Genomic DNA, 23318 nt, shown 5'->3' with positions numbered 1-23318 from the left:
ATTCTATCGCTCAGCGGGTGAGGAACCGCTGGGTGACCGCTTCCCCGTGGGCGGGGAGGTCCTCGGCCGTGGAGAGGGCGACGATCCGGTCGGCCACCTCGCTGAGCGCTTCGCGGTCGTAGCGGACGACCTGTTGCGGCCGCAGGAACGAGTAGGCGCCGAGTCCCGGCGAGAAGCGGGCCTGCCCGCCGGTCGGCAGCACGTGGTTCGAGCCGGCGAGGTAGTCCCCCAGACTCACCGGCGAGGTCGGCCCGAGGAAGATCGCCCCGGCGTTGTGGATGTCGGCGAGCAGCGCATCCGGGTCCGCCGTCTGCAGCTCGAGGTGCTCGGGACCGTAGGCGTTGCTGAACGCGGCGGCGGCGGCGAGGTCGTCGACCAGCACGACGGCCGACTGGGGGCCGCCGAGGGCGGTCCGCACGCGCTCGGCGTGCTTGGTGGCGGCAGCGAGGCGGTCGAGCTCCGCGACGACGCGGTCCGCGAAGGCCGGGCTGTCGGTGACCAGCAGGGAGGCGGCGGCCTCGTCGTGCTCGGCCTGGCTCACCAGGTCCGCCGCGACGTACCCGGCGTCGGCCGTGTCGTCCGCGATGACCAGGATCTCGGTGGTCCCCGCTTCGGAGTCGATGCCCGCCTGTCCCCGGACCACGCGCTTGGCGGCGGCGACGTAGATGTTGCCGGGACCGGTGATGACCTGCACCGGGTCGAGACCCAGCTCCTCGACGCCGAAGGCCAGGGCGCCGATCGCGCCCGCGCCGCCCATGGCGTACACCTCGTCGATGCCGAGCAGACCCGCGGCGCCCAGGATGACCGGGTGGACCGCTCCCCCGAACTCGCGCTGCGGCGGGCTCACCAGGGCGACGGATCGCACACCCGCGACCTGCGCCGGCACGGCGTTCATGACGACGCTCGACGGGTAGACGGCCTTGCCGCCCGGCACGTACAGGCCGGCCCGCTCGACCGGCTCCCAGCGCTGCACGATGGTCGCGCCCGGGCGGATGACCGTCTCGGCGGGCGGCGGGACCTGCGCGGCCGTGGCCTCGCGGACGCGCGCGATGGCCTCCTCCAGCGCCGCTCGCACCGTCTCCGGCAGGGCGGCGACCGCTGCGTCGATCTCCTGCTGCGACACGCGCAGCGACGCGGGGGCGCCGCCGTCGAACCGCTCGGCCTGCTCGCGGAGGGCGGTCACGCCGCGCTCCCGGACGTCGGCGATCAGGTCGGACGCGACGGCGACGGCCGCCTGCACGTCTACGACGGGACGGGGCACCAGGCGCTGGAAGGCGGCACGGGTAGGCTGGACGCCGCGGAGGTCGATGGTCTGGATCATGGCCACACCAGCCTACCGATACGGAATCTTCCAGCCCGACTGGAGCTTGTAACACACAGTATGAACAGCGCATCCCCCGACCCCACCGACGGCACGGTCACCGACGCGACCCCCGATCTCGCGGCCTTCCGGCAGACGTTCCGCCGCCATGCGGCCGGGGTGGCGATCGTCACCGCGCAGACCCCGGACGGCACTCCGGTCGGCTTCACCGCGACCTCGCTGGCGTCGCTCGCGGCGGTCCCCCCGCTGGCGACCTTCAACATGGCGCTGTCGGCGTCGAGCTGGCCCGCGATCGCCGAGACGGACCGCGTCGTCATCCACACCCTGGGTGTGCGGAACCGCGGGGTGGCGCAGATCCTCTCCGGCGACAACCAGCAGCGTTTCCTCGGCGACCACTGGTTCCGCGGACCGCATGGGCTGCCGGTGATCAAGGACACCACCGCGTGGATGGTCGGCCGCATCCTCGAGCGGGTGCAGGTGCACAACAGTGCGGTCGTCATCGTGCAGATCGAACAGGGCGAACTCGGTGAGGACGACGCTCCGCTCGTCTACCACGAGCGCACGTACTGGCGCCCCGGCACGGCGGTCTGACGACCTCCCGCCGCTGACCAACCGTCGCTGACCATCCGTCGCTGACCATCCGACGCCGACGCCGGATCAGACCAGGCAGTTCGGCCCGAGCAGTCCCTTCAGCTCTCCGTAGAGGTCGGCGCTCACCGTGACCGGCTTCGGCACCTCGAACACGCGCGCGACCTGGCCCTTGACCAGGCGCAGGCGCACCTCGCTCTCGCCCGGGTGCCGCGACAGCACCTCGCTCAGCGACATCACCGTGTCGGTGGTGGCGCGCTGGTCGGGCATCGTGATCGTCAACGGACCGGTGTCGTTCGCCTGGCCGAGGTCGGGCGTCATGAGCGAGAAGGCGTGCAGGTTCATGCCGTCGTCGCGCAGGCTCACCCGGCCGCGCACCACGACGATCGCGTCGCCCTGCAGGGCGTGCGAGTACTCCTGGTACGCCTTGCCCATGAACATGACCGTGAGCTCGCCGCCGAAGTCCTCGACCTGGATCATCCCGTACTGGTTGCCCGAGGCCTTGGCGACGCGGTGCTGCACACTCGTCACGAGGCCGGCGATGGTGACCGTCTCGCCGTCCTGGATGTTCTCCGACGCGACCAGCTCGGCGATGCCCGTGCTCGCCAGCTTCGCCAGCTGCAGCTCGAGCCCGGCGAGCGGGTGGTCGGACACGTAGAGCCCGAGCATCTCGCGCTCGAAGGCCAGCTTGTCGCGTTTGGCCCACTCCGGGCGCTGCGGGATGTGGTGCTGCGTCTGCGACACTTCGTCTTCGCCCCACAGGCTGTCGAAGTCGAAGCCGACGTCGCCGTTGGCCTCGTTGCGCTTGATCTTGACCGCGGACTCCACCGCATCCTCGTGCACCTCGACGAGCGCACGCCGGGTGTGGCCGAGCGAGTCGAACGCGCCCGCCTTGATCAGCGACTCCACCGTGCGCTTGTTGGCCGCGTGGATGGGGACCTTGTTCAGGAAGTCGTGGAACGACTCGAAGCGCCCCTTGCTCTCGCGCGCCTCCCGGACGCCCTCGACCACGTTCGCGCCGACGTTGCGGACGGCGCCCATGCCGAAGCGGATGTCCTCGCCGACGGCGGCGAAGTACAGGTTGGACTCGTTGACGTCCGGCGGCAGCACCTTGATGCCCATCCGGCGGCACTCGTTGAGGTAGAGCGCCATCTTGTCCTTGGAGTCGCCCACGCTGGTGAGCAGCGCGGCCATGTACTCCGCGGGATAGTGCGCCTTGAGGTACGCGGTCCAGTACGAGATGACGCCGTACGCGGCCGAGTGCGCTTTGTTGAACGCGTAGTCGGAGAACGGGAGCAGGATCTCCCACAGCTTGTTGACCGCATCCATCGAGTAGCCGTTGGCCTGCATGCCCTGCGAGAAGCCCTCGAACTGCTTGTCCAGCTCCGACTTCTTCTTCTTGCCCATCGCGCGGCGCAGGATGTCTGCTTGACCGAGCGAGAAGCCGGCGACCTTCTGCGCGATCGCCATCACCTGCTCCTGGTAGATGATGAGGCCGTAGCTGGTGGAGAGGATGTCGGCGAGCGGTTCGGCGAGCTCCGGGTGGATGGGCGTGATCGCCTGCTGCCCGTTCTTGCGCAGCGCGTAGTTGGTGTGCGAGTTCGCGCCCATCGGGCCCGGCCGGTACAGAGCGATGAGCGCCGAGATGTCCTCGAAGTTGTCCGGCTTCATCAGGCGCAGGAGGGACCGCATCGGGCCGCCGTCGAGCTGGAACACGCCCAGCGTGTCGCCGCGCGACAGGAGCTCGTAGGCGGGCCGGTCGTCGAGCTCCAGGTCTTCGAGCACGAGCTCTTCTCCGCGGTTGTCGCGGATGTTGTCCAGGGCGTCGTTGATGATCGTGAGGTTGCGGAGCCCCAGGAAGTCCATCTTGATCAGGCCGAGCGACTCGCAGGCCGGATAGTCGAACTGGGTGACGATCTGGCCGTCCTGCTCCCGCTTCATGATCGGGATGATGTCGATCAGCGGGTCGGACGACATGATGACGCCCGCGGCGTGCACGCCCCACTGGCGCTTCAGGTTCTCGAGGCCGAGCGCGGTGTCGAAGACGGTCTTCGCCTCGGGGTCGGTCTCGACGACCGCCCGGATGTCGACGGCCTCCTTGTACCGCGGGTGGTCCTTGTCGAAGATGCCCGTCAGCGGGATGTCCTTGCCCATCACGGGCGGCGGCATCGCCTTGGTGAGCTTCTCGCCCATCGAGAAGGGGAAGCCGAGCACGCGGCCCGAGTCTTTGAGGGCCTGCTTGGCCTTGATCGTGCCGTAGGTGACGATCTGAGCCACGCGCTCCGAGCCGTACTTCTCGGTCACGTACTTGATGACCTCGCCACGGCGGCGGTCGTCGAAGTCGACGTCGAAGTCGGGCATGGAGACGCGGTCCGGGTTGAGGAAGCGCTCGAAGATGAGTCCGTGCTGCAGCGGGTCGAGGTCGGTGATCCGCATCGCGTACGCGGCCATCGAGCCGGCGCCGGAGCCGCGGCCCGGGCCGACGCGGATGCCGTTGCGCTTCGACCAGTTGATGAAGTCGGCGACGACGAGGAAGTAGCCCGGGAAGCCCATCTGCGAGATCACGCCGATCTCGTAGTCGGCCTGCTTGCGCACCTCGGGCGTGATTCCGTTCGGGTAGCGCTGCTCCAGGCCCTTCTCGACCTCCTTGACGAACCAGGTCTGCTCGGTCTCGCCCTCGGGCACCGGGAAGCGCGGCATGTAGTTCGCCGCGGTGTCGAAGCGCACGTCGCAGCGCTCGGCGATCGCGAGCGTGTTGTCGCACGCCTCGGGGTAGTCGCGGAAGAGCTGGCGCATCTGCTCCGGCGTCTTCAGGTAGAACTCGTCGGCGTCGAACTTGAAGCGGTTGGGGTCGTCGAGCGTCGAGCCGGACTGCACGCACAGCAGGGCCGCGTGGCTCTTCGCGTCGGCCGCGTGTGTGTAGTGGAGGTCGTTGGTCGCGACGAGCGGCAGGCCCAGGTCTTTCGCCAGCCGGATCAGGTCGGACATGATGCGGCGCTCGATGCCGAGGCCGTGGTCCATGATCTCGGCGAAGAAGTTCTCGCGGCCGAAGATGTCGCGGAACTCGGCGGCCGCGTCGCGCGCCGCCTCGTACTGCCCGAGCCGCAGCCGGGTCTGCACCTCGCCGGACGGGCAGCCGGTGGTGGCGATGATCCCCTTCGAGTACCGGCTGAGCAGCTCCCGGTCCATGCGCGGCTTGAAGTAGTAGCCCTCCATCGACGCGTAGGACGACAGCCGGAACAGGTTGTGCATGCCCTCGGTGGTGGCCGCGAGCATCGTCATGTGGGTGTACGCGCCGGAGCCCGACACGTCGTCGCCGCCGCCGTCGCCCCATCGGATGCGGGTCTTGTCGGTGCGGTGCGTGCCCGGGGTCAGGTACGCCTCCGTGCCGATGATGGGCTTGATCCCCGCGTCGGTGGCCGTGCGCCAGAAGTCGAACGCGCCGAACATGTTGCCGTGGTCGGTGACCGCGACGCCCGGCATACCCTGCGCGGCCGCTGCCTCGATGAGGGGTTTGACGCGCGCCGCGCCGTCGAGCATCGAGTACTCGCTGTGGACGTGGAGGTGGACGAAGGAGTCGCTCATGAGTGACACCAGCCTACGTCGGACCTACGACTCTCGGAGCACGTCCAGCGCGTGTTGCAGGTCGGCCGGATAGGTCGTCGTGAACGTGACCCACTCCCCCGACGCCGGGTGCTCGAACGTGAGCTGGACGGCGTGCAGCCACTGCCGGGTGAGACCGAGCTTCGCGCTCAGGACGGGGTCGGCGCCGTACATCGCGTCGCCCGCGCACGGGTGCCGCTGCGCCGCCATGTGCACCCGGATCTGGTGCGTGCGCCCGGTCTCCAGGTGGATCTCGAGCAGGCTGGCGGACGGGAACGCCTCGATGGTCTCGTAGTGCGTCACCGAGGGCTTGCCGCCGGCGACGACGGCGAACTTCCAGTCGGACCGGGGGTGCCGGCCGATCGGCGCGTCGATCGTCCCGGTGAGCGGATCGGGATGGCCCTGGACCACAGCGTGGTAGATCTTCTCGACCGTGCGGTCGTGGAAGGCGCGCTTGAGCGCGGAGTACGCACGCTCCGACTTGGCGACCACCATGAGGCCGCTGGTGCCCGCATCCAGCCGGTGCACGATCCCCGCACGCTCGGCGGCGCCGGAGGTCGAGATGCGGAAGCCGGCCGCGGCCAGCGCACCGAGGACGGTGGGTCCCTCCCAGCCGACCGAGGGATGCGCGGCCACGCCGACCGGCTTGTCGATGACCACGATGTCGTCGTCGTCGTGCACGATCGTGAGTTCCGGCACGGCGATCGGCACGATCTCGACGTCGGACTTCGGCTGCCAGGTCACCTCGAGCCACGAGCCGGCGCTCAGCCGGTCGGACTTGCCGGCCTCGCGGCCGTCCACGGTCACCCCGCCCGCCTCGGCGATCTCGGCGGCGAAGCTGCGCGAGAAGCCGAGCAGCTTCGCGAGGCCGGCGTCGACGCGCGAGCCCTCGAGCCCGTCCGGGATGGGGAAGCTGCGCGACTCCACTAGCTCTGCGGCTTGTCGTCGCGCGGGTCGGCGGCCGGAGCGGCGGGGGCGGCCGGTGCCGCCGGGGCGGCCGCGTCGGCGTCGGCGGCTGCCGGCTCTGCATCCGCGTCCGCCGCGTCGTCGTCCTCGTCCTCGTCGTCCGTGCGCTTGCCGTCCAGCCCCACACCGCGCAGGGTGAGGATGAGGAACAGCACCATGCTCGACACGATCGCCACGTCGGCCAGGTTGAAGATGGCCGGGAGCAGCGGGATCTGCAGGAAGTCGACGACATGGCCGACCCCGAACCCGGGCTCGCGGAACAGGCGGTCCGTCAGGTTGCCGAGCAGGCCGCCGAGCAGCAGGCCGAACAGCACCGCCCAGGCGGTCGACCGGATGCGCGGCGCGTACCAGATGACGAAGCCCAGCACGCCGATCCCGACGATGGAAAAGATCCAGGTGGAGCCGCTGCCGATCGAGAAGGCGGCGCCGGCGTTCTTGACGAAGTGGAACTGGAGCAGCTGGCCCAGGACCTCGAGCTGCTGGCCCTCATAGAGGTTCGACACGACCAGGACCTTGGCGATCTGATCGATGAGGTACACGCACAGCGCGACCACCGCCAGGACCGCCAAGGCCCTGATGCTGACCTTGGGCCGGGAGGGTTCAGCCTCCAAAGCCGGGGAAGACCGGGGGCTGGCCCTGGTTGCTCGAGTCGTCGGATCCGCCGGCGGGGACCGGGGCCGGGACGGCGTTTCCAGCGCTCACGGGAGCGGCCGAGCGAGCGCCCGCGTTCTGGCCGCCGCCCTGCACGGGCGCGTCGAGGTCGCGGAGCTGGCCCTCGATGTAGCTCTTGAGGCCCTTGCGGTAGTCGCGCTCGAACGTGCGCAGCTCGTCGATGCGACGCTCCAGGCCGGTGCGCTCCTGGTCGAGCGCGCTGATCTGCGCACGCTGCTTCGACTCCGCCTCGGCCACGATGCGCGCGGCGGTGGCGTGACCCTCGGCGATGAGCTGGTCGCGCTTCTCGACGCCCTCGCGCACGTGCTCCTCGTGGAGACGGCGCGCGAGCTGGAGCAGGTTGTTGGTGGCGTTCGGGTCGTTCGCGTCGTCGGCCGGGGCCTGGTACGCGGGCGCGGCCTGCGCCTGCTGCTTGGCCTGAGCGGCCTCCTGCTGCGCCTGGGCGAGGCGCTGCTTGAGCTCCTCGTTCTCGCGCTGCAGGCGCTCGGTCTCGGCGTTGTCCGCCTGCGCCGCGGGAGCGGCCGCTGCGGCCGGGGCACCCTGTCCGCCACTGCGCTGCAGCTCTGCGATGCGCGAGTCGGCGGCGACGAGGCGCTGCTTGAGCTCGTCGTTCTCCTGGTTCAGGCGACGCAGCTCGACGACGACCTCGTCGAGGAAGTCGTCGACCTCGTCCTGGTCGTAGCCCTCGCGGAACTTCGTCGGCTGGAACCGCTTGTTGACTACATCTTCCGGAGTCAGCGCCATGGCAAGCCACCCTTAGATCGTGAAATTGGAACTGGAACGCGTGCAGCCAACGCTAGCAAAGCGGACGGCGGTCGCGCACTCCGCCGCACGGTCGCGCCGGCTCGTCAACGATACAACGGGCGCCGCGGCCGGACCTGGAGCGACGCTCAGCGGAAATTCAGGGTGACGTACAAGCCGATGATCACGACCAGCATCGTCAGGCTCCAGCCGAAGTCGATCGCGACCGGCCCCATCGAGAGCCTCGGGATGATCCGGCGGAAGAAGCGGATGGGCGGGTCCGTCACGACGTAGGTCGACTCGGCGAGCACCAGCCCGAAGCCGCGGGGGCGCCACTGACGCGCGAAGACCCGCACCAGGTCGAGCACGAAGCGCGCCCAGAGGACGAAGAAGTAGATGAGCAGCGCGTAATAGAGGACAGTCGCGACAAGGGAGACGACGAACACCTACCCAGTATGGACGAAAGCGCACCGGCTCCCCTGTGAGGGTGCCGATGCGCTTCGAGCGTCGGATGCTGCGGTCAGGCCTGCGCGAAGAAGGACGCGTCGACCTCGGCGTCCTGTCCGCCGTGCTCGCCGGAGACGACGACGTGGCTCGGGGAGAGCAGGAACACCTTGGGGGTGACCCGCTCGATCTTGCCGTAGAGGCCCTGTGAGAGGCCGCTCGCGAAGTCGATGAGCCGGCGCGCGTCGCCCTCGCTCATCTGCGAGAGGTTGATGATCACCGGGATCCCCTCGCGGAAGGACTCGGCGATCGCCTGCGCGTCGCGGTACTGGCGGGGGTGGACCGTGAGGATCTCGTTCATTTCCTGTACCGATGCATTCCGTGCGGTGGACGACTTGCGCAGCGGCGTGACCGGAGCGCGGCCGGCCGCGGGGGCGACCGGAGCGGGATGGGGGACGGCCTGGACCGGCGACGCGGCCGGGGTGTGCACCGGGGTCTCGCGGCGGGGCTGGCTGTGCGCCTGCTCCTGCGGCTGCTCCTCGTACTCCAGCTCCTCGTCGGCGAGGCCCAGGTAGACCATCGTCTTCTTCAGCGGGTTGGCCATCGCTTCCTCCGTACAGACCTGCGCGCCGACGCCTCGCCACGCGTTTCGAACTCTTGCTTCGAGATTAACGAAGCTCCGGCCGATTCCCGGTAATGGCGGTCCCGATGCGAAGGTGTGTCGCGCCCGCCGCGATCGCCTCGCGGTAGTCCTGCGACATCCCGGCCGAGATCGCCGTCGCGCCGGGCGCGAGCGCACGGACGCGGTCGGACGCCGCGCGCACGCGCTCGAAGGCGCGCGCGGGCTCCTCGCCCAGCGGGGCGACGGCCATGACGCCGAGGAGGCGCAGGCCGGGCGTCTCCAGGACGTGCTCGACCAGTGCTTCGAGGTCGCGGTCGGCGACTCCCCCGCGCCCGGGGTCGTCGGTGAGGTTGAGCTGGACGAACGCGTCGACGTCGGACTCGTCGGAGGCCAGCGCATCTACCAGCGACGTGCGGTCGACGGAGTGGATGACGGAGGCGTACCGGCGCGCCTGCCGGGCCTTCTTGCTCTGCAGCTGGCCGACGAAGTGCCAGGTCAGGTCGAGGTCGGCCAGCTCGGCCGCCTTCTCCTGCGCCTCCTGGTGGCGGTTCTCCCCCACGTCGCGGACGCCGAGCGAGGCCAGCTCGCGCACCAGCGACGCCGGGTGGAACTTCATCACGACGATGGTGGTGAGCTCCTCCGGGCGACGGCCCGCGGCCCGGGCGGCGTCGGCGACGCCCTCCCGGACCGCGGCGAGCCGCTCGGCCAGACCGTTACTTGAGGAAGTCGGGGATGTCGAGGTCGTCATTCTCGTCGTCGAACGCCGGGTCCTTCTGCGGTGCGGTCTCGGCGACCGGGTTCTCGCCGGTCTGCCAGGTCTCGGTCGCCGGGGCCGGGATCTCGCCCGCCTCGACCTCGGCGGAGGACTGCACCTGGGACTGCTCGGAGCCGGCCTCCACGAAGCTCGCCCGGCGCGCGTCGACCGCCGCCGGCCGCGAGTTCGGCTCGCCGCCGTCGAACCCGGCCGCGATGACCGTCACGCGCACCTCGTCGCCGAGGGTGTCGTCGATGACGGCGCCGAAGATGATGTTCGCCTCCGGGTGCACCGCCTCCTGCACCAGCCGGGCGGCGTCGTTGATCTCGAAGATGCCGAGGTTCGATCCACCCTGGATGGACAGCAGCACGCCGTGCGCGCCGTCGATCGAGGCCTCGAGCAGCGGGGACGCGACGGCCAGCTCGGCCGCCTTGATGGCGCGGTCGGCGCCGCGCGACGAGCCGATGCCCATGAGCGCGGAGCCCGCGCCCTGCATGACCGACTTGACGTCGGCGAAGTCGAGGTTGATCAGGCCCGGCGTGGTGATCAGGTCCGTGATGCCCTGGACACCGGCGAGGAGCACCTGGTCGGCGGTGGAGAACGCCTCCAGCATGCTGATGCCGCGGTCGCTGATCTCCAGCAGCCGGTCGTTCGGCACCACGATGAGGGTGTCGACCTCTTCCTTCAGGCGCTGGACGCCCGCCTCGGCCTGCTGCTGCCGGCGCTTGCCCTCGAAGGAGAACGGCTTGGTGACGACACCGATGGTCAGCGCGCCGATCGACTTGGCGATGCGCGCCACCACGGGCGCGCCGCCGGTGCCGGTGCCGCCGCCCTCGCCCGCCGTGACGAAGACCATGTCGGCGCCCGCGAGCGCCTCCTCGATCTCCTCGGCGTGGTCTTCGGCCGCGCGGCGTCCGACCTCCGGGTCGGCGCCTGCGCCGAGACCGCGGGTGATCTCACGGCCGACGTCGAGCTTGACGTCGGCGTCGCTCATGAGCAGCGCCTGCGCGTCCGTGTTGATGGCGATGAACTCGACGCCGCGGAGGCCGAGCTCGATCATGCGGTTGACGGCGTTGACGCCGCCTCCGCCGATGCCGACGACCTTGATCACGGCGAGGTAGTTCTGTTGTGCTGTCACGTCCGGCCTCCACGGGAACCCTCAACCTCAAGTTGAGGCTTAAAGTCTTGCTGAGTATGCAATTCTCGATCCGACGTTAGGTGCGCGCACGCCCCGCCCGGGGAACCCGGGCCGCGTGTCGGAAAAGTCCGGTCCAAACGCGCCTATCCCGTCGTCACGCTGTGCGGCGAGGAGACGTCGTAACGGGACGATCCCTTCGCGCTCTTCAGCAGCGCTTCGAGGTCCGCGGCCTTGAGGCCCGAGTCCTCGGCGCTGCCCCACACCACTGTCGCACCGCTCCCCCGCAGGGTGAAGCTCACGTCGTCCTTCGTCTTCGCCGAGATCGTGTCCACCTGCGCGAGCACCGCGGGAGGCAGGGCGCTGAGCACCCCGGCGGCCGCGGCGAACCCGGAGTCCGCATCCACGTCGGCCGCACCGCCTCCGGCCGCGATGAGCGGGAAACCGTCCGGTCGCTTCTCGCTGCTCGAGATCGGCACCTTGGCCGCATCGACCAGGGTGAAGGCTCCGCCGCGCTGGATGACGCCGACCGGCTGCCGCTCGACCACGCGCACGACGATCGAGTCCGGCGGGTGGCTCTCGACCGTGTAGCTGCGGATGAGGGGGAACGCGGCCAGGTCGCTCGAGATGCCCGCCTGGTCGAGCAGCGGGAGCGGGGTTCCGAGCTGGTCGGAGAGCTTCTTCTCCACCGTGGTCGCATCCAGCCGGGACGTGCCGACGACCTGGATGTGCCGGAGCGCCAGGAGCGGCGAGTACGCCACGAGCATGACCGCCAGCACCAGCGCGGCGACAACGCCCGCCGCGGCCAGCCAGGCGAGCCTGCGGCGTCTCGAGCGCTTCGTGAACCGGCGGACCTCGCCGCGCTCCACGCGCTTGCGCTCCCGCCGGGCGGCACGGAGGGCCTTGTCGATCTCGCGGTTGCTGGGCAGGCGCGAGTACGGGGACGTGTCGGGGTGACCGGTGGACGCGGGCCGACCGGCCGTGTCCGGCCGCGGGCCGCTGTCGCCGCGCGCGCTGGCGGGCCCGGAGCCCGCCGGGGGCGCGAGCACCGGGATGGGCTCGGTCACCGTCCCGACCGGCCGTCGGGAGGCGCGCTCGGGCCGCGCGGACCCGTCGCCGGACTCGCGCCGCGCAGCGGGCGCGGCCGGCGCGGCCGGAACGGCCGTCCGGTCGTGACCCTGGGGACGCTTCACCGATGGGTCCCCGTCACTCCGCGCGGGCGGCCGACGCGGCGGCGTTCTCCGGGTGCTCGCGCCGCAGGGCGTCGAGCAGCTGAGGCACGATGCGGTACACGTCGCCGCAGCCGAGGGTGATGACGTAGTCGCCCTCGCGCGCGATCTGAGCCGTGTGGTCCGCCGCCTGCTGCCAGTCGGCGATGAACGCGACGTGCTCGGGATGCTCGAAGCGGTCGGCGACCAGCGCCCCGGTCACGCCGGGCTCCGGGTCCTCGCGCGCGCCGTACACATCGAGCACGACGGTCTCGTCGGCGTAGCGCTCCAGCGTCTCGGCGAACTCCTTCGCGAAGAGGCGGGTGCGGCTGTACAGGTGGGGCTGGTGCACCGCGATGATCCGCCCGTCGCCGACGACCGTGCGAGCGGCGGACAGGGCGGCGGCGACCTCTGTCGGGTGGTGCGCGTAGTCGTCGTAGACGCTCACGCCACCTACCGTGCCGTGCAGCTCGAAGCGACGCTCGGTGCCGCCGAACTCGGCGATCGCCGCGAGGGCCGCGGCGGGCTCGAAGCCCAGACCCGTCAGCACGGCGAAGGCGCCGCCCGCGTTGATGGCGTTGTGCCGGCCGGGCACCCGCAGCCGGGCGGAGTAGTCCGCGCCCTGGTAGCGGAGCGTGAAGGCGACCGGGCCGTCGGTGACGATCGAGTGGACGCGGACCTCCGCATCCTCCGCCTCGCCGAACGTGACGATGCGCTTCTCCGGCGCCTGCTCCCGCAACCGGTTGGTGACGTGGACGGCGCCGGGGTCGTCGGACGACACCACGACGAACTCGTCGGCCTCGCGCGCGAAGGTGACGAACGCCTCCTCGAAGGCCTCGAGCGAGCCGTAGTGGTCGAGGTGGTCGGGGTCCACGTTGGTGATCAGCGCGACGGCGGTGTCGTAGAGCAGGAACGAGCCGTCCGACTCGTCGGCCTCCACGACGAACAGCTCGCCGGTGCCGGTCTGCGAGCTCTTCCCGAGGGAGGCGATGACGCCGCCGTTCACGAAGCTCGGGTCCTCGCCGAGGCCGAGCAGCCCGGTGATGATCATGCCGGTGGAGGTGGTCTTGCCGTGCGCGCCGGCGACGGCGACCAGCCGCGAGCGGTTGATCAGCCAGGCGAGCGCCTGCGACCGGTGCAGCACCGGGAGGCCCTTCGCCAGGGCCAGCTGGTACTCGGGGTTGTCCTGCCACAGGGCGCCGGTGACGACGAGCGTGTCGGCGTCACCGACATTGGCCGCGTCGTGGCCGATCGCGACGGTGGCGCCGAGCCCGCGCAGCATGTCGATGTTGGCGGAGTGGCGCACGTCCGAGCCGGTCACCGTGTATCCGGACTCGAGGAACAGCCGGGCGATGCCGCTCATCCCGGAGCCGCCGATTCCGACGAAGTGGAGCTTTCCGAGCTCCTCCGGGAGGGCGAGGGTGAGGTCGGGTTTGATCGTCACGGGTGCAGCTTTCGGTTACGCGAGAAGGACTCCATCAAGTATGAGGCTACGCGGTCGAGGTGCGGATCAGCCGAGGGCGCTCCGGACGAGCGCGACCATGCGGTCGGACCCGTCCCGGACCCCGGCTGATGCGGCACGGCGGCCCATGCCGGCCACGCGCTCGCGATCGGCGAGCAGCGGGAGCAACTCCGCATCCACCCACGGGGGCTGGAAGTCGGCGTCGTCCACGAGCATCCCGCCGCCCGCGGAGATGACGCCGGCGGCGTTGTAGCGCTGCTCGCCGTTGCCGATGGGGAACGGCACGTACACGGCGGGGACGCCGAGCGCGGCGAACTCGGACACGGTGGCGGCGCCCGCGCGCGCCACGGCCAGGTCGGCGATGGCGAGCGCCAGATCCATCCGGTCGCAGTACTCGAGCAGGCGGTAGCCGGCGATACCGGGGTCGGTGATCTCGCCGCGGCCGCCCTGGATGTGCAGCACCTGCCATCCCGCGGCGGTCAGCTCGGCGGCGCGCGCGGCGATCGTCTGGTTGATGCGGCGGGCGCCGAGCGAGCCGCCGGTCACGAGCAGGGTCGGCCGGTCGGCGGAGAGCCCGAACTCGGCGGCCGCCGCGGGACGCGCCGCGGCTCGGTCGAGCTGCTCGATCTCGACCCGCAGCGGCATCCCGACGAAGCGGGCGTGCGGAAGCGGGGTGCCTTCGAACGCGACGCCCACCCACGGCGTGTAGCGCGCGCCGAGGCGGTTGGCCAGGCCGGGCCGCGCGTTCGCCTCGTGCAGGACGAGCGGGACGCCCTCCTTGCGTGCGGCGGAGTAGGCGGGAGCAGCGGCGTACCCGCCGAAGCCCACGACGGCGTCGATCGAGCGATCGCGGATCAGGTCGCGCACGGTACCGATGGCGCGCCGGTACTCACCGGGGAAGCGCAGTGCGGCGGCGTTCGGGCGGCGCGGGAACGGCAGCTTCGGGATGGTGGCCAATTCGTAGCCGCGCTGGGGCACCAGCCGCGCCTCCAGACCCTCCTTCGTGCCGAGCACGAGCACCTCGGCCTCGGGGTCATCGCGGCGCAGCCGGTCGGCGACCGCGAGCAGCGGATTGACGTGGCCCGCGGTCCCACCGCCGGCCAGCAGGTAGCGCGTCACCGGCGGGCACCCGCCCGGTCGGCATCCTGGGTGGCGAGCGAGTCGCGGTGCGACTGGCGCGCGAACGACAGCACGATTCCGATGGCGATCATGGAACTGATCATCGCAGTCCCACCCGCAGAGATCAGTGGGAGCGGTACGCCGAGCACGGGGATCACGCCCAGCACCACCGCGATGTTGACGAACGCCTGGCCGATCAGCCACACCATGATCGCCGCCGTCGTGACCCGCGCGAACGGGTCGGTGGACGCGTGGATGATCCGCAGGAACACGACCGCGAGCAGCACGAACAGCAGCAGCACGACGACCGCGCCGATCAGCCCCAGCTCCTCGCCGATGATGGCGAAGATGAAGTCGGTGTCGGCGGCCGGCAGCCACGACCACTTCGAGTGCGAGTTGCCGAGGCCCACCCCGAACACGCCACCGGAGGCGAGCGCGTAGAAGCCGTTGTCGATCTGCCAGTTGACGTCCGGGTTGGCCGCGCTGGAGCCGCCGAAGAGCGCGGCGATGCGCCCGAGCCGGCTGGCGCTCGACATGGCGACGATGACGGCCGCGATGGCGACGAACACGACGCCGGTTGCCAGGTAGCGCAGCCGCACCCCGGCGAAGAAGAGGGCGCCCAGGATGAGGGCCGCCATGATCATGGTCGTGCCGAGGTCGCCGCCGAGGGTCACCAGGGCGACTGCTCCACCGGCCACCGGGACCACGGGGATGGCGACGTGCTTCCACTGGTCGAGCACGTCCCGCTTGCGGGCCAGCACGACGCCCAGCCAGACGACGAGCGCCAGCTTGATCGCCTCCGACGGCTGCACCGTGAGGGAGCCGATCTTGAGCCAGTTGCGGTTGCCGCCGATCTCCATGCCGAGCGGCGTGAGCAGCACCAGCACCTGAAGGAAGCAGGCCGCCGCGAGGAAGAACCAGATCGACTTCTTCCAGAACGTGCGCGGGATGCGGGACACCACGAACATCAGCGGCAGGCCGACCAGCGCGTAGGCGCCCTGCGACCAGAAGCGCGAGAAGAAGTTGTCGCTGTCGTTGTGCGACTCCACGGCCGACGACGACAGGACCATGACGAGACCGAAGACCACCATGAAGAGGGTGACGCCCAGCAGCAGGAAGTAGTTGGCCGACTCCGACGTCATCGACCGGCCGAGCTGGATGCGCGTGGTGAGCGCGCCCAGGCGGGTCGGGGTCTCGGGACGTGCGGTGCTGTGAGGCCGGCCGGTGCTGGGGGCGCGGTCAGTCCTGCCCGGGGCGCGAGGCGGGCTCGTCGTCATCCGCCTCACCTCCCAAGTACTCGTGGACGGCCGTCTGGAACAGGCGGCCGCGTTCTGCGTAGTCGGCGAACTGGTCCATCGACGCCGCCGCCGGAGCCAGCAGCACGGTGTCGCCCTCGCGGGCGATACCGCCGGCCAGCCGCACCGCCGTCGGCATGACTTGATCAGTCTCGTCGGCCTCCACCTCCAGCACGGGAAGGTCCGGCGCGTGTCGCCGGAATGCCGCGCGCAGCGGCTCCCGGTCGACGCCGATCAGCACCGCGCCACGCAGCCGGCCGACGTGCTTGCCGACGAGGTCGTCGACGTCCACGCCCTTGAGCAGACCGCCCACCAGCCAGACGACCGACGGGTACGCCCGGAGGGACGCATCCGCCGCGTGCGGGTTGGTGGCCTTGGAGTCGTCGACCCAGTTCACTCCCGCCTGCGCCCGCACCAGCTCGATGCGGTGCGCATCCAGCCGGAACGCCGTCAGGACGTCGCGGATGGTCTGCGGTTCGACGCCCCACGAGCGGGCCAGCGCACTGGCGGCCAGGATGTTGGCCACGACGTGCGGCGCGGCGAGCCCGGCCTCGTTCAGTTCGTCGAGCGTGGTCAGCTCGATCGCCGTGTTGCGGCGCTCTTCCAGGAACGCGCGGTCGCACAGGATGCCGTCGACGATCCCGAAGTCGCTGGGGCCGGGCACGCCGAGGCCGAAGCCGATCGCGCGCGCGCCCTCGATGACCTCGGCCTCCTCGACCATCCGCAGAGTGGCGGCGTCGGCCTTGTTGTAGACGCAGGCGACCTGCGTGTTGTCGTACACCTTCGCCTTCGCCGCGATGTACGCCTCGAGGGAACCGTGCCAGTCGAGGTGGTCGTCGGCGATGTTGAGGCAGGCGGCCGAGAAGGGCGACAGCTCTCCCCCGGCGTTTCGGTTCACCCAGTGCAGCTGGTAGCTGGACAGCTCCACGACCAGCACGTCGAACCCTTCCGGGTCGCGGATGGCGTCGAGCACGGGGACGCCGATGTTGCCGCACGGCGCAACGCGGTTGCCGCCCGCCAGGATCATCGTGGCGGTCAGCTGCACCGTCGTGGTCTTGCCGTTCGTGCCGGTGACGCAGATCCAGTCCGCCGGGCCCTCGGCGCCGTCGGGGCGCGCGACCTTGTCGCGCAGCCGCCACGCCAGCTCGATGTCGCCCCAGACGGCGGTGCCGCGCTGCTGCGCCCAGAGGAGGAGCGGGTGATCCCAGTGGAAGCCGGGCGAGGCGATGACGAGCTCCGGGTCGAACTCCGCGAGGCGTGCGGGCGGAGCGCTCAAGTCGGCCTGCTCGACCAGTTCGGCGCCGATGACCTCCAGCAGCATCCGCCGCTCCTCGTCGGCCGAGGACGCCACGACGAGCACCTCCGCGCCGAGCTCGGCGAGGGTGTCCGCCACCGAGAACCCGGTGACGCCGAGGCCGTACACGGCGACCCGGAGGCCGGTCCAGTCGGAGTACCAGCTGGTGAGTCCCGTCAGCCGCTCCTGCAGCGCGTCGTTGCCGGTGTCGCTCATGTGGCCAGCCACTCCAGGTAGAAGGAGCCCACGCCGGCGGCGACGAGGAGGCCGCCGATGATCCAGAACCGGACGACGACGGTCACCTCGGCCCACCCCTTCAGCTCGAAGTGGTGGTGGATGGGGCTCATCAGGAAGATGCGGCGGCCGTGCGTCAGCTTGAAGTACGCCCGCTGGACGATCACCGACCCGGCCTCGATGACGAAGATGCCGCCGATGAGCACCAGCAGGAGCTCGGTGCGGCTCAGGATGGCGAGGGCGGCGACCGCGCCGCCGAGCGCCAGGGAGCCGGTGTCGCCGAGGAAGATCTGCGCCGGCGAGGTGTTCCACCACAGGAAGCCGACCACGGCGCCGACGATCGCGGTCGCCACGATGGCGAGGTCGAACGGGTCGCGCACGTCGTAGCACTTGGCGACGTTCTCGACGCTCAGCTTGACGTTCGCGCACGACTGGATCGACTGCCAGAAGCCGATGATGATGTAGGCGCCGATGGCGAGGATCGAGGCGCCCGACGCGAGCCCGTCGAGGCCGTCCGTGACGTTCACGCCGTTCGAGGTCGCCGCGACCAGGAAGTTGATCCAGATCAGGTAGAGCCCATAGCCGACGAGCACGCCGATGACGCCGAACTTGGTGATCGAGCCGAAGTCGATCGCCGGCAGGTCGCGGATGAACGACACCGTCATCGTCGCCGGCGTGTAGCCGTTGCCGTTCGGGAAGCGGATCGCGAGGAACGCCCACACGGTCGCGACGATGACCTGGCCGGCCACCTTGGCCCAGCCGGTGAGCCCCAGGCTCCGCTCGCGACGGGTCTTGAGGAAGTCGTCGATGAAGCCGACCACGCCGAGGCCGACCATGAGGAACAGCACCAGCAACGAGGACACACTGGTCCCGTCGCCGGTGAGCAGGAGCGCGGTGAAGTACCCGAACAGCGTGCCCAGGATGACGACGATGCCGCCCATCGTGGCGGTGCCGCGCTTCGCGTGGTGGCTCTGCGGACCGTCGTCGCGGATGAACTGGCCCCACTGCAGGCGGCGGAACAGCCGGATGAACAGCGGCGTCAGGAACAGCGTGAACGCCATGGACAGCGCACCGGAGGTCAGCAGGGCTTTCACGAGAAGGATTCTCCCAGTCGGTCGCCGAGGAAGCGGAGCCCGGCCGAGTTGGACGACTTCACCAGCACGGTGTCGCCCGGACGGAGCGCACCGGACAGGTGCTCGAAGGCGTCGTCCTGGGTCTCGAAGTACAGCGATTCGCCGTCCCACGAGCCCTCGTTGATCGCGGTGATGTGCATGCGGCGGCCCTCGGGGCCGACGATGATGAGCTGGTCGATGCCCAGCCGGACCGCGAGCAGGCCGATGCGGTCGTGCTCCTCGCCCGAGAACTCGCCCAGCTCGCTCATCTCGCCGAGGACGGCGATCGTCCGGCCGGACGGCTCGGCGATCTGCGCCAGCGTCTTGAGCGCGGCGGCCATCGAGTCGGGGCTGGCGTTGTAGGCGTCGTTGATGACCGTCACGTCGCTGTTGCCCAGCACCTCCATCCGCCACCGCTCCGCCGTCTTCACGGTCTGGAGCGCGGCGACGATCGTGTCGATGTCGACGTCGAGCACGTGCGCGGAGGCCGCGGCGGCGAGGGCGTTCATGACGTGGTGCTCGCCGAGCACCTGGAAGCGCACCGGGCGCGAGGCGCCCTGTCCCCCGTCGCGCGGCGGCAGGTGCAGCGTGAAGGAGGTGCCCCGGCGATCGGACACGATGTCGGTGGCGCGCACGTCGGCGCGCTCGTCCAGTCCGAACCACAGCACGCGCGCGACGGTCTTGCCGGCCATCGTGGCGACGCGGGGGTCGTCGATGTTGAGCACCGCGACGTCGGAGTCGAGCAGGTCGGTGACCATCTCGGTCTTCGCCTGGAGCGTCTTCTCGATGCCGCCGAACTCGCCGGCGTGGGCGAGGCCCACCTTGAGCACGACGCCGACGTCCGGGCGGGCCATGCGCACCAGGCGCGCGATCTCGCCGATGCCGCTGGCGCCCATCTCGGCGACCAGGAACTGGGTCTCCTCGGTCACCTGGATCATCGTCACCGGGGCGCCGACCTCGTTGTTGAACGAGGCGCGGGGCGCGATGGTCGGTCCGACCTGCTCCAGCACCGCGCGCAGCAGGTTCTTGGTCGTGGTCTTGCCGTTGGAGCCGGTGATGCCCACGATCTTCAGGAGTCCGAGCGCGCGGACGCGGGCGATGACCTCGGTCGCGAGGTCGCCGAGCGCGACCACCGTGTCTTCCACGAGCAGCTGCGGCACCGGGAGGTCGAGAGCGTGGTCGACGACGACCAGCGCCGCGCCGGCCTCGACGGCCTGCGGGGCGAAGAGGTGGCCGTCGGTCACCTCTCCGGGCTTGGCGAAGAACACCGTGCCGGGAACGACCTCGCGGGAGTCGGTCGTGGAGAGCCCGGTGATGACGGTTTCCGGGGTCGCGGGGGTGCCATCGGGCAGCACGACGCCGTCGAGCAGCAGCGTGCCGCGCGTGGCCGCGGCGATCTCGGCCAGAGTCAGGGCGATCATCTACAGCCACCCGGCCTCTCGCAGGGCGAGACGCACATCCTCGCGGGCGGAGTACGGCAGCCGCTGACCGGCGACCTCCTGATAGTCCTCGTGGCCGGGGCCGGCGTACAGCACGACGTCGCCCTCGCCGGCGAGCGAGAGCGCGGTGCGGAAGGCGGCGCGCGGGTCCGGCACCTCGTAGAGCTCGAGGTCGGGCACGGCGGTGCGGGCGCCGTCGAGCAGCGCGGCGCGGATCGTGGCCGGATCCTCCCAGCGCGGGTGGAAGTCCGTGATCACCACGGCGTCCGAACCGCGCGCGGCGATCGCGCCCATGTCGGTGCGCTTGGTGGTGTCGCGGTCGCCGTCTGCGCCGAAGACCATGACGATCCGGCCGTCGGTCACCTTGCGCAGCGCGCTGAGCATCGAGAGGAAGGCGTCCGGGCTGTGGCCGTAGTCGATGAAGACGACCGGTCCGCGGTCACCGGAGAGGCGCTCCGCGCGACCCGGGATGTACGCGTCGATCCCGCCGTCGCGCTCCAGCGCCGCTCCGATCGCGTCGAGGTCGTAACCCGACTCGACGAGCATGACGATGGCGAGCGCGGCGTTGGCGGCGTTGTAGGCGCCGAGCAGCGGGATGCTCGTCTCGAGGCGACGGCCGTCCGGGCCTTCGAGCGCGAAGGCGGTGCGGGTGAGCGTCTCCTCCGTGACGGTCAGCATCCACTCGGCGTCGGAGCCTGGGGAGCTGGACAGCGTGGCGACGGGGATGCGCGAGCGCTCCACCAGCTGACGGCCCCAGTCGGAGTCGACGGTGACGACGCCGCGGCGGGCGCGGTCCGGCTGGAAGAGCTCGAGCTTCGCGGCGAAGTAGTCGTCCATCGCGGCGTAGTCGTCGAGGTGGTCGTGGCTCAGGTTGGTGAAGCCGACGACGTCGAAGACGATGCCGTCGACGCGGTGACGGCTCAGCGCCTGCGCCGACACCTCGATCGCGGCGGCGCGGACGCCCTCCTCGCGCATGCGGGCCAGCAGGGCGTGCAGCTCGCTGGCCTCCGGCGTCGTGAGCTTGCTCGTGATGACGGTGTCGCCGATGCGTCGCTCGGCCGTCGAGCTGAGGCCGGACACGACCCCCAGCTGCCCGAGGATGGCGTTCAGCAGGTACACCACGCTGGTCTTGCCGTTGGTGCCGGTGACGCCGAAGAGGGTCGCCGAGTTCTCGTCGGTGCGGTAGATCCACGCCGAGACGGCGCCGAGCGCCGCGCGCGGATCGGGCGTGACGATGACCGGCAGGCCCGAGTCGGCCGCGAGCGCCGCGCCCTCCTCGTCGGTGAGCACGGCCACCGCTCCCGCTTCGGCCGCGGCCGCCGCGTAGGTGGCGCCGTGCGCGTTGCGTCCGGGCACGCCGACGTAGAGGTCGCCGGGCTCGACGGCGGAGCTCGCCAGCGCAGCGCCGGTCACCTCGACGCCGTCGAGGTCGCCGCGGCAATCCAGCCCGAACTCCGCTACCAGCTGGGCGAGCGGGCGGGCGACGGGATGCTCGGGGCGCAGAGAAGAGGGCGCCGGTCCTGTCACGAGGCTCACTTTCAGTAGGGGTGTTTCTAGTAGTAGGGCGGATAGCCCGCCGGGCTCGTCGTCGACGGCTTCACCCGGTAGGTCTTCAGCACCTGACTCATGATCGTGTGGAACAGCGGAGCGGCGGCTGCCGACGAAGTAATGGTAGTCGGGAACCCGAGGTTGACCGAAACGACGTACTGCGGATCGTCCACCGGAGCGACGCCCATCACCGAGACGTAGTACGAGGGCAGGTACCCGCCTTTGCCGTCCGGCTGCTGGGCCGTTCCGGTCTTGGCGGCGATGCGGTAGCCCGGGATCTGCAGCTGCTTCTTGAGCTCGCCATCGGTGACGACCGACTCCATCATCCCGAGCGTCGTGGCGGCCGCCTGGGCCGAGACGACCGGCGTGGGCTTGGTGTTCGGCACGTCCGTGACGGACCCGTCCGGGTGCTCGCAGCCCTCCACCAGCGACAGCGGGATGCGCGTGCCGCCGTTGGCGAGCGCCTGGTAGGCGTCGACCATCTGCAGCTGGGTCGCCGAGACGCCCTGGCCGAACATGGTCGCGTACTTCGTCTGGTCGTCCCAGTCCTTCACCGGGTGGAGCTCGCCGGAGGACTCGTTCGGGTACGGGAGGCCGGTGGGATCGCCGATCCCGAACTTCTTGAGGTAGTCGTAGCGCGTCTGGTCGCTGAGCGCCCGCCCGAGCTGCGACATGCCCGTGTTGGACGACATCATCAGCACGCCCGTCAGCGTGAGGCGCAGCGGGTCGTGGTACCCGGAGTCGTGCAGGTCGGCCCCGTTGCCCGACTTCCAGGAGTAGGGGGCGAGCACCTGAGATGTGGGCGTCGCCTTGCCCTGGTCGATCAGCATGGCCGCCGTCAGCGCCTTGAACGTCGAGCCCGGCTCGCGCGGGTCGGTCAGCGACTGCAGGCGCCAGTAGGACGGGTCCGTCGCGTCGATGTTGTTCGGGTCGAGCGCCGGCCACTGCGCGATCGCCTTGATCTTGCCGGTCTTCGCCTCGGCGACGGTCACGAAGCCGAACTTCGAGCCCGTGGCGCCGACCTGCTGGGCCAGCGTCTGCTCGGCGAACCACTGCAGGTCGCCGTCGATGGTGAGCTTGAGCGTCCCGCCGTCCTTGGCCTGCTTCTGCACGACCGTGCTGCCCGGGATCGCGACGCCGTCGGCTCCGCGCTGGTACGTCTCCTCGCCGTCCTGGCCCGCGAGGCACCCGTTCTCACTCTCTTCGAGACCCGAGTCGCCGCCCTGGGAGAGGAAGCCGATCAGGTTGCCCGCGACGGCGCCGTTGGGGTAGCTGCGCGCCTGCTTCTTCGTGAAGGTGAGCCACGGATACGGGAGCTTGTCGAGCTTGTCGAAGGTGGCGACGTCCATCCCGGACTTGATCAGCACGTACTGCGACTTCGGGTTCTCCTTCAGCGCCGCGTCGATCAGCGCGACGACCGCGTCGCCGCCCTGCCCGGTGAGGGCGCCGATCTTCGCCGCCGCCTCGACCATCTTCTCCCGGCCGCCGGCGATGGCGTCCTTCGGCGATGCCGCCGCGGTGTACGTGTAGATGGTCGTGGCGAGCACGGTGCCGTCGCTGTCGACGATCTCGCCGCGGTTGCCGAGCAGCGGGGTCGACACCTCTTTGGCGTTGACCGACTGCCGCTGCAGCTCGTCCGCCCGGACGACCTGGATGTCGACGAGCTTGGCTCCGAGGATGCCGACGGAGGCCGCGACGGCGAGCACCGTCACGGCGGTCCTCCGCCGCAGCATCTTCTTGCTGACCATGCGCGCCCGTCCC

The 23318-nt window shown here is 70.5% G+C and carries 19 protein-coding genes; 1 reads left to right on the top strand and 18 read right to left on the bottom strand.

Going from position 1 to position 23318, the window contains the following annotated elements:
• Positions 1-10: 10 nt before the first annotated feature.
• Complete coding sequence (gene hisD / locus ACTJI1_RS05645; protein WP_440741857.1) at positions 11-1321, bottom strand: histidinol dehydrogenase; 1311 nt, start codon at positions 1319-1321, stop codon at positions 11-13.
• Between the two features lie 60 nt (positions 1322-1381).
• Here hisD and ACTJI1_RS05640 point away from each other — a divergent pair, with 60 nt between their 5' ends.
• Positions 1382-1912: a flavin reductase family protein gene (locus ACTJI1_RS05640; protein WP_310129834.1), complete on the top strand. Its 531-nt coding sequence runs from the start codon at positions 1382-1384 to the stop codon at positions 1910-1912.
• 66 nt (positions 1913-1978) lie between these two features.
• On the opposite strand, the gene dnaE is transcribed toward ACTJI1_RS05640, so the two are convergent.
• From dnaE to ACTJI1_RS05555, 17 genes are all read right to left on the bottom strand, one after another.
• On the bottom strand, positions 1979-5494 hold the full coding sequence (dnaE, locus tag ACTJI1_RS05635) for a DNA polymerase III subunit alpha (protein WP_310129838.1): 3516 nt from the start codon (positions 5492-5494) through the stop codon (positions 1979-1981).
• A 24-nt stretch (positions 5495-5518) separates the two neighbouring features.
• A complete protein-coding gene (locus tag ACTJI1_RS05630) occupies positions 5519-6439 on the bottom strand; it encodes an RluA family pseudouridine synthase (protein ID WP_440741856.1) in 921 nt (306 codons plus the stop codon).
• Entirely contained in the window at positions 6439-7047 is a 609-nt protein-coding gene (gene lspA, locus ACTJI1_RS05625; protein WP_440741855.1) for a signal peptidase II, read from the bottom strand. Before lspA ends, ACTJI1_RS05630 begins: the two co-directional genes overlap by 1 nt.
• Before the next feature lie 31 nt (positions 7048-7078).
• Positions 7079-7894, bottom strand: a complete 816-nt coding sequence (locus ACTJI1_RS05620; protein ID WP_310129842.1) for a DivIVA domain-containing protein — start codon at positions 7892-7894, stop codon at positions 7079-7081.
• Between the two features lie 146 nt (positions 7895-8040).
• Positions 8041-8337, bottom strand: a complete 297-nt coding sequence (locus ACTJI1_RS05615; protein ID WP_310129844.1) for a YggT family protein — start codon at positions 8335-8337, stop codon at positions 8041-8043.
• Positions 8338-8411: 74 nt separating this feature from the next.
• Positions 8412-8939: a cell division protein SepF gene (locus ACTJI1_RS05610; protein WP_310129846.1), complete on the bottom strand. Its 528-nt coding sequence runs from the start codon at positions 8937-8939 to the stop codon at positions 8412-8414.
• Between the two features lie 64 nt (positions 8940-9003).
• The gene (locus ACTJI1_RS05605) at positions 9004-9705 is read right to left on the bottom strand and encodes a YggS family pyridoxal phosphate-dependent enzyme (RefSeq protein WP_440741854.1); all 702 of its coding nucleotides are present in this window, start codon (positions 9703-9705) and stop codon (positions 9004-9006) included.
• Positions 9671-10849 carry a cell division protein FtsZ gene (gene ftsZ / locus ACTJI1_RS05600; protein WP_310129849.1) on the bottom strand — a complete coding sequence of 393 codons (1179 nt, stop codon included), beginning with the start codon at positions 10847-10849 and terminating at the stop codon, positions 9671-9673. The genes ACTJI1_RS05605 and ftsZ overlap by 35 nt, the downstream gene beginning before the upstream one ends.
• A gap of 143 nt (positions 10850-10992) precedes the next feature.
• Positions 10993-12039 carry an FtsQ-type POTRA domain-containing protein gene (locus ACTJI1_RS05595; protein ID WP_440741853.1) on the bottom strand — a complete coding sequence of 349 codons (1047 nt, stop codon included), beginning with the start codon at positions 12037-12039 and terminating at the stop codon, positions 10993-10995.
• Positions 12040-12052: 13 nt separating this feature from the next.
• The gene (gene murC / locus ACTJI1_RS05590; RefSeq protein ID WP_440741852.1) at positions 12053-13498 is read right to left on the bottom strand and encodes a UDP-N-acetylmuramate--L-alanine ligase; all 1446 of its coding nucleotides are present in this window, start codon (positions 13496-13498) and stop codon (positions 12053-12055) included.
• A gap of 66 nt (positions 13499-13564) precedes the next feature.
• Complete coding sequence (locus ACTJI1_RS05585) at positions 13565-14635, bottom strand: UDP-N-acetylglucosamine--N-acetylmuramyl-(pentapeptide) pyrophosphoryl-undecaprenol N-acetylglucosamine transferase (protein WP_440741851.1); 1071 nt, start codon at positions 14633-14635, stop codon at positions 13565-13567.
• Complete coding sequence (ftsW, locus tag ACTJI1_RS05580) at positions 14632-15912, bottom strand: putative lipid II flippase FtsW (protein ID WP_440741850.1); 1281 nt, start codon at positions 15910-15912, stop codon at positions 14632-14634. Before ftsW ends, ACTJI1_RS05585 begins: the two co-directional genes overlap by 4 nt.
• Positions 15875-17440 carry a UDP-N-acetylmuramoyl-L-alanine--D-glutamate ligase gene (gene murD, locus ACTJI1_RS05575; protein WP_440741849.1) on the bottom strand — a complete coding sequence of 522 codons (1566 nt, stop codon included), beginning with the start codon at positions 17438-17440 and terminating at the stop codon, positions 15875-15877. Before murD ends, ftsW begins: the two co-directional genes overlap by 38 nt.
• Complete coding sequence (gene mraY / locus ACTJI1_RS05570; protein ID WP_310129859.1) at positions 17437-18552, bottom strand: phospho-N-acetylmuramoyl-pentapeptide-transferase; 1116 nt, start codon at positions 18550-18552, stop codon at positions 17437-17439. The genes murD and mraY overlap by 4 nt, the downstream gene beginning before the upstream one ends.
• Positions 18549-19991 (bottom strand): UDP-N-acetylmuramoyl-tripeptide--D-alanyl-D-alanine ligase, encoded by a 1443-nt coding sequence (locus ACTJI1_RS05565; RefSeq protein ID WP_440741848.1) that lies wholly within the window; start codon positions 19989-19991, stop codon positions 18549-18551. The genes mraY and ACTJI1_RS05565 overlap by 4 nt, the downstream gene beginning before the upstream one ends.
• Complete coding sequence (locus ACTJI1_RS05560; protein ID WP_440741847.1) at positions 19992-21536, bottom strand: Mur ligase family protein; 1545 nt, start codon at positions 21534-21536, stop codon at positions 19992-19994.
• A 26-nt stretch (positions 21537-21562) separates the two neighbouring features.
• A complete protein-coding gene (locus tag ACTJI1_RS05555) occupies positions 21563-23305 on the bottom strand; it encodes a peptidoglycan D,D-transpeptidase FtsI family protein (protein WP_440741846.1) in 1743 nt (580 codons plus the stop codon).
• Positions 23306-23318 lie beyond the last annotated feature (13 nt).

This window comes from Leifsonia sp. 22587 (genome assembly GCF_052044215.1).
Taxonomy (GTDB): domain Bacteria; phylum Actinomycetota; class Actinomycetes; order Actinomycetales; family Microbacteriaceae; genus Leifsonia; species Leifsonia shinshuensis_C.
Note: the sequence above shows the minus strand (reverse complement) of the source record. Positions and strands in the feature narration are given on the sequence as shown.